Raw genomic sequence first — 14,667 nt, 5'->3', positions numbered from 1 at the left:
GCTTTTTCGCGTTTTGCCTATCTATGCCCAATCAGACCATCAAGACACCCTGCGTCGGCCTCTGCTCCACTGTTTACGGTGACCTGGTGTGCCGTGGCTGCAAGCGTTTCCACCACGAAGTGATCCACTGGAACGGTTACAACGAGGAAGAAAAGCGCGCGGTATGGCTGCGCCTTGAGCAGTTGCTGTCCCAGGTGATGGCCGCCAAGGTGGAAATTTTCGATCCGGCGCTGCTGCGGATGCAGCTGGAGCAACGCAAGATCCGCTTCGTGCCCCATCAGTCGGAATATTGCTGGGCCTACCAGTTGATCGCCCGGGGGGCGCGGGTGATCAACAACCTGGAAGCCTACGGGATGGTATTGCTGCCGGAGTTTCGCGAGTGGAACCTGCCGGAATTGCGCGATGCCATTGATCGGGAATTTTTCCTGCTCTCCGAGGCCCATTACCAGCGCTACATTGCGCCGGGGTTCCTGAAAGATGCCTTTGGCGGCTGAAAAGATCGCAGCCTGCGGCAGCTCCTACATTGGTCGTGTTTCCCTGTAGGAGCTGCCGCAGGCTGCGATCTTTTGATCTGTCCTCAATGCTTGTCGGCAATCTCCTCAAGATGATCCGCCACTTCCATCGGCTTGAGCACCAGCACGTCGCTCTCCACCGCATCGAGCACCACTTCCGCCGTATTACCGATCAAGGTCCCGGACAATCCGCTACGGGCCACGGTACCGATCACCGTCACCGCCGCCTGCAGCTTGTGCACCATGAACGGAATCAACACATCCGCCGGGCCTTCCTCGATGTGCAGATGCTCATCGTCGATGTCGAATTCCGCCTGGAACGACTTGCATTGCTCGCGGTAGCGCGCCTGGATGGTTTCGCTGAGTTGAAACGTCGGGTCGGCCGACGACAGCATCGGCGACGGGTGGGCGCTGATCACGTGCAAGTGAGCCTTGGCCAGGGTTGCGATGTCATAGCCATGATCAATGATGGTGTCGTGCAGGTGGCGGTGTTCGAGGTCGCTGTTGCCGACGTCGACGGCTGCCAGGATCACTTTGTCTTTCCATGAGCCAGCGGTTTTCACCAGCAGTACCGGGGAAGGGCATTGGCGCAGCAATTTCCAGTCCTCGGGTGTCAGCAGGGCCTTTTTCAGCGCGCTGTCGGGAAAGTGTTGCTTCACCACAAGGCCGCAGCCTTCGGCTTGCTGCACATCGATGATGGTTTGATGCAGGCTCTGGTTCCAGGCCTGCTCAGTGGTGATGTTGTAACCGTCTTCCAGTAAAGCGGCCTTGAGCACACCCAACATGCCACTGTGATCATGCTTGGGGTCGCACACCAGCAGATGCAACTGCGCCTGGGTGACACCGGCGATCAACTTCGCCCGCTTGAGCGCCAGGCTTTCGGAGTGTTCGGGGTCGATGACCACCAGAATGCTGCGTACGGCTTGCATGAGCACGATCTCCTGAAAATGAAAAAGCACGGCGTTGCACAACTATAGTTGCTGTCTGTGATTCGGGGACTTGATGCATATCAACGGTTGGCGACTGGTGGTCTGCGGGCAGGCCGGTATAATCGGCGCCCTTCGTTTGAACCTATTTGTCCGTGAGCCCCATGATCCTTCCCGAAATTCACGAGTTCCTTGGCTGCCGCACCCCCGACGGCTGGATCCAGGCCGCGCTGGCCGATCAGGAAACCCTGCTGATCGACCACAAGAACTGCGAATTCAAGGCCGCCAGCACCGCGTTGAGCCTGATCGCCAAGTATCACTCCCACGTCGATCTGATCAACATGATGTCGCGCCTGGCCCGGGAAGAGCTGGTGCACCACGAACAGGTCATGCGCCTGATGAAGCGCCGCAAGATCGAACTGCGCCAGCTGTCCGCCGGGCGCTATGCATCGGGGCTGCGCAAGGTGGTGCGCAGTCACGAGCCGGTGAAGCTGGTGGACACATTGGTGGTGGGGGCGTTCATCGAGGCCCGCAGTTGCGAGCGTTTCGAAGCGCTGGTGCCGCACCTGGACGAAGAGCTGGGCAAGTTCTATTTCGGTCTGCTCAAGAGCGAGGCCCGGCATTTCCAGGGTTACCTGAAACTGGCCTACCAGTACGGCGACGCCAAGGACATTGCGCATGTGATCGACAAGGTCCGCGCCGCCGAGCAGGAACTGATCGAATCCCCGGATGTGGAATTCCGTTTTCATAGTGGTGTGCCGGCTGCGGCGTAATCCCGCACCACCCAGTCATGAACGGCTCAAACCCAGCCGTTCATGCCATTGCGCGATGGACTCTTCGGGGTACACATCGAACTGTAGATCTCCGCGCTGCGCTTCGACTTCCACCCATGATGCCTTTGAACCCAGCATCAGATGCGTGTGCTCCGGCGGTACCGGCAGCGGGGTGTCGATGGCCGAGGCGAACGGATGGATCAACTCCGGCCACTGCGGACTGAACAACCACAGACCCGAGCCGCAAACCGAGCAGAAATGCCGCTCGGCGGTGCTGCTGTGGGCGCGTTTGTCGCCTTCTTCCTTGATCCGTGCATGGTAGATCGCGATGTGCTTGCGCCCGCGAACCTTGAGGCTGGCGGCATCGCCCCCGAGGTTGATCGCATAACCGCCACCGCCCTGGGTTTTGCGGCAGATCGAGCAGTAGCAACGCTGGTAAGGGTAGGGGTGGGCGCTGGTCAAACTGAACGACACCGCGCCGCAATGGCAGGAACCTTCGAGTTGCATGAGAGCCTCCGGTTGTCTTGAACGTACCCGGAACAGCCTAGACCGTCAGGCCCCTTCGCTGGCAAGCCAGCTCCTACAGAGTCCCGTGGTTAACACAGCCCTAACCTGTGGGAGCAGGCTTGCCTGCGATGAACGATAACGCGGTCCCCACTGGACGCCCACCAAAGGCCAAGTCAGCATGTCCCCCTCGAAACCGGGACATGACCTGATGCGACGATTACCTTCCCTGGCAGCCCTGCGAACCTTCGAATGCGCCGCCCGCCATGCCCATTTCGGCCGGGCGGCGGCCGAGTTGTGTGTCACCGACAGCGCGGTCAGCCACCAGATTCGTCAGCTCGAAGAGCAGCTCGGTGTATCGCTGTTCGTGCGCGAGGGCCGGCAGATTCGCCCGACCCTCGCCGCCGGACGCCTGATGCAGAGCTTGCAGCAGGCCTTCGAGTTGATTGGCGATGCCTGCGACGAGCTGCGTGATCCCTCATCCCTGGCGGTGTTGCGTCTGGCGGTCACCGCCGAGTTGGCGCAAAAGTGGCTGATGAGTCGTCTCACGGATTTCTACGCGCGTTACCCGCACATCACCTTGCATCTGTACGAACAACCGATCGACGCCACGGCGCCCGGGGAAGACATCGACCTGGCGATCACCTACGGCACCGGCCCGGTGGACAGCACTGCATATTTCGTCCGGCCGCTGCCGGCGCTGCAGTTCTTTCCGGTGTGCAGTCCCGGCCTGTTCAACCAGGGCACGCTGAAAACCCCGAAGGACCTGTCACGCCATTGCCTGCTACACGACGACCAGGACGGCAAGACCTGGACCGCGTGGCTCACCAGCCATGCCGGCGACCAACGCCCGGACCGCCAGTTGTATTTCGCCCATGCGGGGCTTGCGCTGGAGGCCGCGGCGCAAGGGCAGGGCGTGGCCATGGGCGACAACTTGACGGCCCAGGAGGATTTGCTCAATGGTCGGCTGGTCCGCCCGTTTACGTCGAGCATGACCGCCCTGGGCCAATACGCGCTGGTGTGCGAACGGGTGCGGCTGGAACGTCCGGCGGTGGCGCAGATGCTGGAGTGGTTCAACGATCAGTTGCTCGATTGATGAGTTGAATTCAAGTGTTCCGAAATAATCATCGTTGGCGAGCCAGTCACCAACGCCCTTAGCCTGTGGTCATTCCAATCCCTGCTGAAGAGGTTTGACCATGGCCCGTTTGCTCGACACCACTCCCAAACAGGACGGTTTCCGTTTGCCCGGCGAATTCGAAGCCAAGTCCGGTTGCTGGCTCGGCTGGCCGGAGCGCACCGACGTCTGGCGCAACGGTGCCAAGCCTGCGCAGAAAGTCTGGGTGCAGATCGTTACTGCCATTTCCATGAGCGAGCCAGTCACCGTATGCGCCTCGGCGGCCCAGTTCGCCACCGCGCGCCGGCAGTTGCCACCGCAGGTGCGTGTGGTGGAAATGACCTGCAACGACACCTGGTTGCGCGACAGCGGCCCGTGCTTTGTGGTCAACGATCAGAGTGGCGAAGTGCGCGGCGTCGACTTCGAGTTCAACGCCTATGGCGGGCTCGACGGCGGCCTGTACTACCCGTGGGACAAGGACGACCAGATCGCCAGCAAGATCCTCGAAATCGAACGCTTCGACCGCTACCGCGCGCCGCTGATTGCCGAACTGGGTGGCATCCAGAGCGACGGCCAGGGCAGCATCCTCACTACCGAGCAATGCCTGCTCAACCGCAACCGCAACCAGCATCTGGGCAAGGACGAAGTCACCCGCCGCCTGACCGATTACCTCGGCGCCGAGCAAGTGATCTGGCTGCCCCGGGGCTGCAAGTTCGACGAAACCGACGGCCATGTCGACGACCTCGCGTGTTTCGTGCGCCCCGGTGAAGTGGTGCTGCAATGGACCGACAACCGCGACGACCCACAGTGGGAAATCTATCAGGAGGCCTACGACATTCTGCGCAGCACCCGCGACAGTCGCGGTCGCGAGTTGATCGTGCACAAGCTGCCGCAGCCGGATGTGCTGGAGTGGACCGCCGAAGAAGCCGAAGGCCTGGACCAGCAGGACAGCACCCACTCCCGTCAGGCCGGGACGAAAATCTGCGCGTCGTACATCAACTACTACGCCGGTAACAGTTCGATCGTGGTGCCGCTGTTCGGTGATCGCAACGACAAGGTGGCGTTGGCGACCTTGGCCGAGCTGTTCCCGAAACACAGCATCGTCGGCATCGAAAACTCTCGGGAGATCCTCCTCGGTGGCGGCAACGTCGCGTGCATCACCATGCCGCAGTACGCCGCCACCCACTCCAACAAGAAAGGCGTGTGATCATGGGCCTGCACAAACTGACTCAAGCAATACTGCTGGTGCTTGCACCCTTGTGTGTGCAGGCCGCCGACACCGCCAAGCCGGTGGTCAACCTGTACATCTGGGGTGAATACCTGGCCCCGGACACCTTGAAGAATTTCGAGGAAAAAACCGGCATCCATGTGGTGGCCGACCACTTCGATTCCCTGGAAACCGTCGAGACCAGGCTGCTCACTGGCCGCAGTGGCTATGATCTGGTGCTAACGGCGGGGCAGCATCTGTCCCGGGCCATCGAGAGTGGCGCGGTGCAGACGGTCGACAAGCAGCAACTGCCGCATTTCGCCGGCGTCGGCGAGGAATTCCGCCAGCACATGGCGGTGTTCGATCCGGGCAACCGCTATGCCGGGATCTACGCCTGGGGCACCACGGGCGTGGGTTATCAGGAACAGGCCGTGAAACAGCGCCTGCCCGACGCGCCGACCGACAGTTGGGCGATGCTGTTCGACCCGGCCGTGGTCTCGAAATTCGCCGATTGCGGGGTCAGCCTGCTCAACGATCCCAACGAAGTGTTTGCGGCGGTCATGAAGTACATGGGCCTGGACATCAATCGCCAGAACCTCGATGACCTGAAGCTCGCCGAACAGCAGCTGGCGAAGATTCGGCCCTACATTCGCTACTTCGACAACGACCTGAACATCAGCGACCTGGCCAACGGCAACACCTGCGTGGCGATGTCGTGGAACGGCAACGTGGCCATCGCGGCGGGCCAGGCCGAGGCGGCGGGCAAGCCGTATTCGCTGAAGTACCGGATTCCGCAGGAGGGCACGTTGATCTGGTTCGATGCCATGGTCATTCCCAAGGACGCGCCGCATCCGAAGGCCGGCCTGGCATTGATGGACTACCTGATGACCCCGGAGGTGATAGCTCCGATCACCGACAGCATCCATTACGCCAATGCGATCACGGCGGCGGACGGCTTGGTCGACCCGGCGATCCGCAACGATCCGGGGACGTATCCTCCGGCCGCGGTCAGGGCTTCGCTGTACAGCAAGAATGACAACGGCAAGGTGTTCAACCGGGCGTTGATCAGGGCGTTCAGTCGGTTGAAGTCGGGGTTGTGAGGTCAAGCCGACCCCTGTAGGAGCTGCCGAAGGCTGCGATCTTTTGATTTTGTTTTTCAGGATCAAGATCAAAAGATCGCAGCCTTCGGCAGCTCCTACAGGGACCGCGATGTGGTCTAACGGTTGGGCAGCCGCCACAAATACCACGCAGCGACTGTCCGGTAAGGGCTCCACGCCAACCCGATCTCGATCATCTGCTTGCGCGTCGGCTGCACCTCCAGGCCCTTGAGCCGTCGATAACCCTCACGCACGCCAAAGTCATCGGCCGGCAGGATATCCGGGCGCTCCAGGCTGTAGATCAGCAGCATCTCCACGGTCCAGCGGCCCACACCGCGCAGAGTGGTCAGGCGTTCGACCAGCGCTTCATCGTCCATGGCCAGTGCCGTGGCGTAATCCGGCACTACGCCGTCCAGCGACGCCTGGGCGATGCCCTGAATGGTCGCGATCTTGCTCGCGGAAAAGCCGCAACTGCGCAGTTGGTCGAAATCTGTGGCGACGATCTGTTCAGGCCGGGGAAACGAACCCGAACCGAACAACGCCAGCAGCCGGCCGACAATCGCATCGCCGGCCTTGGCATGCAGTTGCTGATAGGCAATCGCCCGCACCAGCGACTCATAGGGATCACGCGCCGCATGCGGCTGGTGCAGGCACGGGCCGATGGCGTCGATGTGGCGGCGCCAGTCGTCATCGATGGCGGCCAGGAACTCACTGGCCGCCAGATAGCCGTCAGACATGGGCTCAGGCTTTCCCGGACGGTTTCAACAGGGCGTTCACTTCGCCATAGGTCAACGCCTTCAGGTCGTGGCTATCGAACCGGCCGGTTTGCAGAAAACTTTTGGCGATGCCGGCCATGGCGCCGTAGAGGAACTCGGCGATGCCCGAACCTGCGGTCAGGCGACGTACGCCCAGTGCCTCGAGCACTTCGGGGGACGGCAGGCCCGGGAACCCCAGCACATTCAGCGGCAGCGAGGTACCCTGGCACAGTGCCTTGATCTCGTACTCCGCAGTAACGCCGGCGGCAAACAGGCCATTGGCCCCGGCCGCCTGATACAGCGCGGCGCGCCTGAGGGTTTCGGCGACGCGATCTTCGGCAGGCACCAGACCCCGCAGGTAGACATCGGTGCGCGCATTGATAAACAGGTTCACATTGCGTCGGTCGGCCACCTGGCGCGCGATCTCAATCTTGCGTACCAGCAACTCCGGCGGTGAGGAACCGTCTTCGATATTGATCCCGACAGCGCCGGCGGCGATCACGGCGTCAACCACCTGCGCCACCCGTTCCAGGTCATCGGAATAACCGGCTTCGATGTCCACAGTCAGTGGCACCGAAATGACCCGGGCAATCGATTCGACCGTCGAGACCAGGCGCTCAAGGGGCAGGGTGTTGCCGTCCGGATAGCCATGCACCCAGGCCACCGCCGCGCTGCTGGTAGCCACGGCCTTGTTGCCCAGTTGCTCCACCAGCCGCGCCCCGGCGGCATCGGCGACGTTGGTGAGGATCAGCAAATCCTCGTGATGCAGTTGGTGCAGTTGATTGTCGAGCCTGTCCATCGAGCTTCCTTCCTTTTGAAAAAGACGTGGGGGATCAGAACGTCAGCTGCTCCGTGAGCTGCACCGCCGCGTTCTCCAGCCTGAGCAAAAACGCCTTGCGCGGCTGGCCTCCAGCGTAGCCGGTCAACGAGCCGTCGGCGCCGATCACGCGGTGGCACGGCACGACAATCGATAAGCGGTTATGCCCGTTGGCCAGGCCCACCGCCCGGCTGGCACCGGGTTTGCCCAGCCTCGCTGCAATGGCGCCGTAGGTGGTGGTCCGGCCGTAAGGGATGTTCGCCAGTTCGGCCCAGACCCGGCGGGAGAACTCACTACCGGGCATGTGCAGGGCAACGCTGAACTCAGTGAGTGTGCCGGCGAAATACGCGGACAATTGCGCTTCGATCTGCTGCAAATGCGCGTTGTGCCCCGGCGCCACGGCATAACCCAAACGGTTTTGCAGCGCTTCGACCGCCGGGTTCAGCGATGCCTGATCGAGAAATTCCAGCAGCACCAGCCCACGCCGTTCGGCCATGGCGATCATCGGCCCCAGCGGCGTGGTCAGGCGCGTGAACAGCAGCGGTTCGCTGTTGGCCGCGCGGCCCGGGGTGATGTGAAACGATTTCTGGAAGGCATCGCGAAAACCGCTCAGGGACTCGTAGCCGGAATCGAAGGCGACGTCATCGATGGAGTCGCCCTGTTTGATCCCGTCCAATGCCATGCCCAAGCGCCGGGCGCGCAGCCACGCGTGGAAGGTCATGCCGAAGTGCTGCTTGAACCAGCGGCGCAGTTTCAGCGGTTCGATGCCTGCGGCCAGTAGCTGGGCGTCGGTCCAGCGCTGCTCAGGGTCGGCGTCTACCGATTTGAACAGTGTCTGCACCCAGTCCGGCGCGCTGGCGGCGGTGTCCATCGGCTTGCAGCGCAGGCAGGCGCGGTAGCCCGCCGCCAGGCACTGTTCGGCGCTTGCAAAGAACTCGACGTTCGCAGGTTTCGGGCTGCGGGCGGTGCAACCGGGGCGGCAGAAGATCCCTGTGGTCTTGACCGCCGTGAAGAACACCCCCTCGTAGGAGGTGTCTCGTTCGAGCATGGCGCGAAGCATTTCGGCCCGGGGCGGAAGCAGCGTTTTTTGTAGGTTCATGGGCGCAGCATAGATCGCGTCACGGGTGGCCTCCACCGGAAAATCGACAGCGAATTTCGGACCGGAAAGTAATCGACCACAAAAACAACAAATCCCTCAGGTACGACGAGCCATCAGCAGCACCGAAGCCGCTGCAGCACAGGAACAGGTCGCGCTATGGGATTGATGGTCTACACTCCTGTCGCTTGATAACTCAAGCTCCTTACTTTCATACCCGCCTTGTGCGGGTTTTTTTTTTGGAAAAATTCCATGATCCCCAGGTTTCGCATTGTCGCCAATGGCGCCGACATCACGGCCCCTCAAGAACCTCGATTTTGCTTGACTGACTTCCTCAGGGCGTGAAGCTGCCGGTCATTTGTGTTGATAAAATCAGGTAGTGATTCACTTTTCCCCTGGGTCAAAGCCAATACAGGATAGCAATGGACCACAACCAGCCGATGCTGAGAGTGATAGTAAGGTAGATCACCACAAGCATCAGAGGCTGATTCCACATGACACACCTCCCATAACCGCTGTTTTTACATGGATGCCTGGTAAATTGGGAGCTCGTATGAACAATAAAGCAATAATCAGGCCATTTTAGTGAAAGACGGCTTGGCCGCAAGCCTTGGGCCTTTAGCGCTGCGTTCCAGGCTACTTCCTCCAGACGAAAGCCGACCCTAAATCTCCCCCCCAAAAAATGGGCTTCCCCACGTGTGGGGGAGCATCCGTCCCGATGCCACAGCATCCGCGCTGCTCCTGGACCGGTGGGCACTTCATCGAGCCAAACGAGCAGCACACACAGCAGTCACCGGGATTTGGGCGTAGCAGAGTCCTGCAATTGCCACATTCATGGAAAAACTGACAGGCATCTGTGGGCATGGCTTCGCGCTTGGCGAAACTGCAATGCGGGCAGGTCAACACGATCACGGTTCAGCGGCGGTCAGACCCGTACAGCCATGGGCGTAAACCACCGTACACCGGGCTATCTGGCGAACTTTTTTGCCCCGGCGACGCAGAGGATCACGGCGACGGTGACACCCAGCATGCCGAGGCTGACCTGTTCATGCAGCAGGGTGGCGGCCAGGGAAAGCCCGAAAAACGGCTGAAGCAGCTGCAATTGCCCAACGGCGGCGATGCCCCCTTGGGCCAGGCCGCGGTACCAGAACACGAAACCGATCAGCATGCTGAACAGCGAGACGTAAGCCAGGCTGAACCAGGCCGGCGTGCTGATGCCGGTGAACGAAGCCGGCATGCGCATCCAGCTGAGCGCCGCCACGACCGGCAGCGACAGCACCAGCGCCCAGCAAATCACCTGCCAGCCTCCCAGCGTGCGCGACAGTTTCGCGCCTTCGGCATAACCCAGGCCGCAGGCGAGGATGGCCAGCAGCATCAGAATGTCGCCTTGCGGGGAGGCGGTCAGCCCTTGGGACAGGGCAAACCCGACCACCAGCAAACTGCCCAGTACCGAGAAAATCCAGAACACCGCCCGTGGCCGCTCGCCGCCGCGCAGGACGCCGAACACCGCCGTCGCCAGGGGCAGCAGGCCGACGAAGACGATGGAGTGCGCGGACGTCACGTATTGCAGTGCCAGCGCTGTCAGCAGTGGGAAACCGATGACCACGCCCATGGCAACGATGAGCAGCGGTATCAGTTGCTGGCGCGCCGGACGTTTTTCCTTGGACAACCCCAGCAGGCACAGCGCCAGGACCGCCGCGATGGTCGCGCGCGCGACCGTCAGGAACAGCGGATCAAACTCCAGCACCGCCACCCGTGTCGCCGGCAGCGAGCCGCTGAAAATCACCACGCCGATCAGGCCGTTGATCCAGCCGCCGGTGCTGTTTTCCAGCGTCTGGTGTTGCAGGTTCGAGGTCCGTTCCATTTGGCTCACGCTCATTGTCTGATTGCACGAAACTCATCGTATGAGCGACTATCGATACAATCAAAAAATTGTCATGGATACATCTCGACATGCCTCGATCCCGCTACAAAACCCTGGTGGATGCCTTTGCCGCCGACATCCGTTCCGGGCATTTGCCGCCTGGCACGCGCTTGCCGACTCACCGGCAACTGGCCACCGAGCACGGTTTGGCACTGGTCACCGCCAGCCGGGTGTATGCCGAGCTGGAAGGCATGGGGCTGGTCAGCGGCGAAACCGGTCGCGGGACCTTTGTCAGGGAAACCTCGCTGCCGCCGGGGCAGGGCATCTCGCAGCACGTGGTGGCGGCAGGGATGATCGACCTGAATTTCAATTATCCGTCATTGCCCGGTCAGGCCGACCTGCTGCGCACTGCCTTGCGTCAACTGGCGTTGTCCGGTGACCTGGAATCCCTCCTGCGCTATCAGCCTCACGCGGGGCGCCTGCATGAGCGGGCTTCGGTCGCGCGTCATCTGCTTGAACGCGGGCTGAGCGTGCCGGCCGGGCAGGTGTTGATCGTCAGCGGCGCCCAGCATGGCCTGGCGGTGGCGATGATGACGCTGCTCAAGCCCGGCGATGTGATCGCCGCCGATGCGCTGACCTATCCCGGTTTCAAGACGCTGGTCGAAACCCTGCATCTGGAAGTCTTACCGATTCCGGTCACGGATACCGGGCCTGATCTGCCTGCCCTGGAAAAACTCTGCCGCAGCCGATCGGTGCGAGCCGTGTACTCGATGCCGACCTTGCACAACCCCTTGGGCTGGGTGATGGACACCGTTCAGCGCGAGCAACTGGTAGCGATCGCGCGTCGGCATGACCTGACGATCATCGAGGATGCGGCCTACGCATTCCTGGCCGAAAACGTACCGCCACCACTGGCCGAGATGGCGCCTGAGCGGACGGTGTACGTGTCCGGTCTGTCGAAAAATGTCGCCACCGGGCTGCGCGTTGGCTTCATTGCCGCACCCGCGCAATGGATCGCCGCCTTCGAGCGCACCGTCATGGCGACCACCTGGAACACCCCCGGCGTGATGACCGCCATCGCCACGGCCTGGCTCGACGATGGCACCGTCAGCCAACTGGAATCACAAAAACGCGCGGACGCCCAGGCCAGGCAAGCCCTGGCCCGCGAGGTGTTGGCGGGACTCAGAACCATCAGTCACCCGAATTCCTACTTCATCTGGCTGCCGTTGGCGGATGACGCCCGGGCCGACCAGATCGCCATGGCGCTGATGCGCGAGCAGGTGTCGGTGTCGCCGGCCGAGCCCTTTGCGATATCAACCCATGTGCCCCACGCGATACGCCTGGCATTGGGCTCCGTGGACATGGACTCGCTACGCGTTGCATTGACCAAAGTGAAAAGCGTCGTGGGTTATTTCTCATAGCAATGCAGGGCAGGGTAAGGCAGGGCAGTTTTCTTCAATACGCGAGCCGCTCGGCTCTTTACCTTGAGGGCCTTGTTCAACTCGATGGAAGAAGGTGTGCAATGAGTCTGATGATGTCCATGGCGGCGTTTGCGCTGGTCGCCTCGATCACGCCGGGGCCGGTCAACATTGTGGCGCTGAGCTCCGGGGCGCGGTTTGGCTTCAGGGCCAGCCAGCGCCACGTGGCCGGGGCCACGCTGGGGTTTGTCTTGCTGCTGGTGCTGATGGGGTTGGGCCTGCATGAGTTGTTGCAACGTTGGCCGGCGCTGACCCAGGGGGTGCAATGGGCGGGCGTGGCGTTTCTGTTGTACATGGCCTTCAAGCTGGCGGCTGACAATGGGCACGTGCAAGCCAGGGAAGCGGCGCAGGCCCCGTCGATGCTGTATGGCGCCATCATGCAATGGCTCAACCCGAAGGCCTGGCTGGCCTGTGTCGCCGGCATGGGCGCGTTTGTCGCTGATGGCGAGGCGCGCCTGGTCTGGCAGTTCGCCGTGATTTATCTGGTGATCTGCTATGTGTCGGTCGGTTGCTGGGCTTATGCCGGGACGTTTTTGCGCGGCTTTCTGAATAATTCGGCGGGTATGCGCCTGTTCAATCGCGCGATGGCGTTGTTGCTGGTGGTGAGTGCGGTGTACCTGTTGCTGCCGTAACGGCAATCACCACGGTTTTGTGGCGAGAGAGTACTTGTGGCGAGGGGGCTTGCCCCCGTTGGGCTGCGAAGCGGCCCTCGGCATTCTTTCAGGCATACATTGCTTGCAGGATTTACGACGGCTTCGCCGCCGAGCGGGACGGTGCGGCGATCCGACAAGCTCCCTCGCCACAGACTCAACCAAATCACAGATTCAACTAAGCCACAGATTCAGTCAGGCCACAGACTCAGCCAGTGCCTCACCCCCGATACTGCCCCGGCGTCGCCGCCAGATGCTGTTTAAACGCCCGTTGAAAATGCGCCTGATCGGCGAACCCCGCTTCCAGTGCCACGTCTGCAATCAGCTTGCCGCTGCGCAATTGATCCTGGGCGAACTGGATGCGCCGGTTCACCAGGAACGCGTGGGGCGTCATGCCGTAATGCTGTTTGAAGGCACGGATCAGGTAGGACGGTGACAGTTGTGCCGCCTCGCAAATATCTTCGAGCCTGAGGGTTTGCGTGCAGTGGTCGCGGATGTAATCGGCAGCACGCTCCAGCTTGAAATTGGGTTCACGCAGCGGTGGGTCGATCGGGTTCAATCGCTGCTGCACATCAGTGAAAAACTCCACGGCCGCGCTGTGCTTGCACAGGACATCGTGCCGCGGATCGACCAACACTTCATACAGGCCCGCGAGGCCGGCAAACAGGCTGGTGTCCCGCGTATGGGTCACCGAGAAACAGCGAAACGCCGCGTCATCGCTGAACCCAAGCTGATGCTGCAAATCGGCCAGCCACGGCGTGTCGACGTACAGCATCAGGTACGACCAGGGTTGGTCTTCGATCGGGTTGCAGGCGTGGACGTCGCCGGGGTTCATCAGCACCACCGTGCCCGCGCTGACCTCGAACGCCGACTGCTCATGGAGATAGGTGCTGCGCCCGGCGGTGATCGCCCCGATGGAAAAGTGCTCATGGGCGTGCCGGGTGTAGCAGACTTCGCGCCCGTCGGCGATGGAGCGGGCTTCGATGAAGGGCAGGGCATCATCGCGCCAGAAGCGCGGGGCCTTGTCGGCGTTCTTGGCAACGGCGTGCTTCATGCTCACTCCTCGGCAGGTCAGCGCCCGAGTGTATTAGCTCTCGCCGTCAAAGGCGCGCTGCAACGTCGCAATATCGAGTTTTTTCATCTGCATCATCGCCTGCATGGCCCGTTGGGATTTTTTCGTGTCGGGGTCTTTGATCATCTCCATCATCGCCACGGGGACGATCTGCCACGACAGCCCGAACTTGTCCTTGAGCCAGCCGCATTGCTGGGCCTCGGGCACGCCACCGGCCGACAGGTTGCCCCAGTAATGGTCGACTTCTTCCTGGGTCAGGCAATTGACCTGAAACGACACCGCCTCACTGAACTTGAATAACGGCCCGCCGTTGAGGCCGGTGAAACTCTGCCCGTCGAGTTCGAAGCTGACGGTCATGACCGAACCTTCCGGCCGGCCGTGGAACTCGAAACCGGCGTGGCCGTAATGGGTGATGGCCGTGATTTTCGAATGGTCGAAGATCGAACAATAGAATTTCGCTGCCTCTTCGGCCTGATCGTCGAACCACAGGCAGGGCGTGAGTTTTTGTACGCGTTGCATGGTGCCAACTCCTCTGCAGGTTGCGCATGTCCTGGACTTTCAGCGTAGTCAGCCTCTGGTCGTTCGGCCGTACCGTAGATCGAGAAAATTGCCGCGGGGTTGCGAAGATATAGTCGAAATGACTTGTGTGGAGTCAAACAGACTATTTATGTATCGAGTCTTTATGACTCGTATGAGCGCAAGTGCCTGGATCTGAAGGGGTAAAGAGCTGGCACGGGACTTGTACAGATAAACGTACAACTGAACGCCTTCAGGAGTACGCAAAATGTTCAACTTCTTCAGC

16 protein-coding genes are annotated in these 14,667 nt (G+C 61.3%); 7 read left to right on the top strand and 9 right to left on the bottom strand.

The features are described 5' to 3' along the window. Positions 1-23 precede the first annotated feature (23 nt). Positions 24-494: a DUF1289 domain-containing protein gene (locus AC1D19_RS27380; RefSeq protein WP_056727706.1), complete on the top strand. Its 471-nt coding sequence runs from the start codon at positions 24-26 to the stop codon at positions 492-494. An 83-nt stretch (positions 495-577) separates the two neighbouring features. Here AC1D19_RS27380 and AC1D19_RS27375 read toward each other — a convergent pair whose 3' ends face one another. Then, positions 578-1,441 carry a universal stress protein gene (locus tag AC1D19_RS27375; RefSeq protein WP_477753603.1) on the bottom strand — a complete coding sequence of 288 codons (864 nt, stop codon included), beginning with the start codon at positions 1,439-1,441 and terminating at the stop codon, positions 578-580. 161 nt (positions 1,442-1,602) lie between these two features. Here AC1D19_RS27375 and AC1D19_RS27370 point away from each other — a divergent pair, with 161 nt between their 5' ends. Then, positions 1,603-2,211 carry a MiaE family protein gene (locus AC1D19_RS27370; RefSeq protein ID WP_477765194.1) on the top strand — a complete coding sequence of 203 codons (609 nt, stop codon included), beginning with the start codon at positions 1,603-1,605 and terminating at the stop codon, positions 2,209-2,211. A gap of 15 nt (positions 2,212-2,226) precedes the next feature. Here the strand turns inward: AC1D19_RS27370 and AC1D19_RS27365 are convergent, their stop codons facing one another. After that, a complete protein-coding gene (locus AC1D19_RS27365) occupies positions 2,227-2,718 on the bottom strand; it encodes a GFA family protein (RefSeq protein ID WP_477765193.1) in 492 nt (163 codons plus the stop codon). Positions 2,719-2,926: 208 nt separating this feature from the next. Between AC1D19_RS27365 and AC1D19_RS27360 the strand changes: the two genes are divergently transcribed. The 3 genes from AC1D19_RS27360 (at position 2,927) to AC1D19_RS27350 (ending at position 6,136) form a co-directional block, all read left to right on the top strand. Beyond that, positions 2,927-3,811, top strand: coding sequence for a LysR substrate-binding domain-containing protein (locus AC1D19_RS27360; protein ID WP_477765192.1), 885 nt, complete (start codon positions 2,927-2,929; stop codon positions 3,809-3,811). 100 nt (positions 3,812-3,911) lie between these two features. Next, entirely contained in the window at positions 3,912-5,036 is a 1,125-nt protein-coding gene (gene aguA / locus AC1D19_RS27355; RefSeq protein ID WP_477753598.1) for an agmatine deiminase, read from the top strand. A 2-nt stretch (positions 5,037-5,038) separates the two neighbouring features. Then, the gene (locus AC1D19_RS27350) at positions 5,039-6,136 is read left to right on the top strand and encodes an extracellular solute-binding protein (RefSeq protein ID WP_477765191.1); all 1,098 of its coding nucleotides are present in this window, start codon (positions 5,039-5,041) and stop codon (positions 6,134-6,136) included. A 116-nt stretch (positions 6,137-6,252) separates the two neighbouring features. On the opposite strand, the gene AC1D19_RS27345 is transcribed toward AC1D19_RS27350, so the two are convergent. The 5 genes from AC1D19_RS27345 to AC1D19_RS27325 all read right to left on the bottom strand — a co-directional run bounded on the left by AC1D19_RS27345 (position 6,253) and on the right by AC1D19_RS27325 (position 10,665). Further along, complete coding sequence (locus AC1D19_RS27345; protein ID WP_477765190.1) at positions 6,253-6,870, bottom strand: DNA-3-methyladenine glycosylase family protein; 618 nt, start codon at positions 6,868-6,870, stop codon at positions 6,253-6,255. 4 nt (positions 6,871-6,874) lie between these two features. Then, positions 6,875-7,687 carry an isocitrate lyase/PEP mutase family protein gene (locus AC1D19_RS27340; RefSeq protein ID WP_477753595.1) on the bottom strand — a complete coding sequence of 271 codons (813 nt, stop codon included), beginning with the start codon at positions 7,685-7,687 and terminating at the stop codon, positions 6,875-6,877. A 34-nt stretch (positions 7,688-7,721) separates the two neighbouring features. After that, entirely contained in the window at positions 7,722-8,804 is a 1,083-nt protein-coding gene (locus AC1D19_RS27335; protein WP_477765189.1) for a bifunctional transcriptional activator/DNA repair enzyme AdaA, read from the bottom strand. 633 nt (positions 8,805-9,437) lie between these two features. Then, entirely contained in the window at positions 9,438-9,707 is a 270-nt protein-coding gene (locus AC1D19_RS27330; RefSeq protein WP_477765225.1) for a GDCCVxC domain-containing (seleno)protein, read from the bottom strand. A gap of 61 nt (positions 9,708-9,768) precedes the next feature. After that, positions 9,769-10,665: a DMT family transporter gene (locus AC1D19_RS27325; protein ID WP_477765188.1), complete on the bottom strand. Its 897-nt coding sequence runs from the start codon at positions 10,663-10,665 to the stop codon at positions 9,769-9,771. 89 nt (positions 10,666-10,754) lie between these two features. Between AC1D19_RS27325 and AC1D19_RS27320 the strand changes: the two genes are divergently transcribed. Together AC1D19_RS27320 and AC1D19_RS27315 are read left to right on the top strand one after the other, a co-directional pair. Continuing rightward, positions 10,755-12,086 (top strand): aminotransferase-like domain-containing protein, encoded by a 1,332-nt coding sequence (locus tag AC1D19_RS27320; RefSeq protein ID WP_477765187.1) that lies wholly within the window; start codon positions 10,755-10,757, stop codon positions 12,084-12,086. Between the two features lie 101 nt (positions 12,087-12,187). Next, positions 12,188-12,775: a LysE family translocator gene (locus tag AC1D19_RS27315; RefSeq protein ID WP_477765186.1), complete on the top strand. Its 588-nt coding sequence runs from the start codon at positions 12,188-12,190 to the stop codon at positions 12,773-12,775. A 238-nt stretch (positions 12,776-13,013) separates the two neighbouring features. On the opposite strand, the gene AC1D19_RS27310 is transcribed toward AC1D19_RS27315, so the two are convergent. Both AC1D19_RS27310 and AC1D19_RS27305 read right to left on the bottom strand, forming a co-directional pair. Further along, positions 13,014-13,847 carry an AraC family ligand binding domain-containing protein gene (locus AC1D19_RS27310; RefSeq protein ID WP_477765185.1) on the bottom strand — a complete coding sequence of 278 codons (834 nt, stop codon included), beginning with the start codon at positions 13,845-13,847 and terminating at the stop codon, positions 13,014-13,016. A 33-nt stretch (positions 13,848-13,880) separates the two neighbouring features. Further along, positions 13,881-14,384, bottom strand: a complete 504-nt coding sequence (locus tag AC1D19_RS27305; RefSeq protein WP_477753589.1) for a VOC family protein — start codon at positions 14,382-14,384, stop codon at positions 13,881-13,883. Positions 14,385-14,667 lie beyond the last annotated feature (283 nt).

Source organism: Pseudomonas sp. P1_C12, from assembly GCF_056406435.1.
The sequence above is the reverse complement of the archived record's forward strand: the minus strand, read 5'-3'. Positions and strand labels throughout refer to the sequence as shown.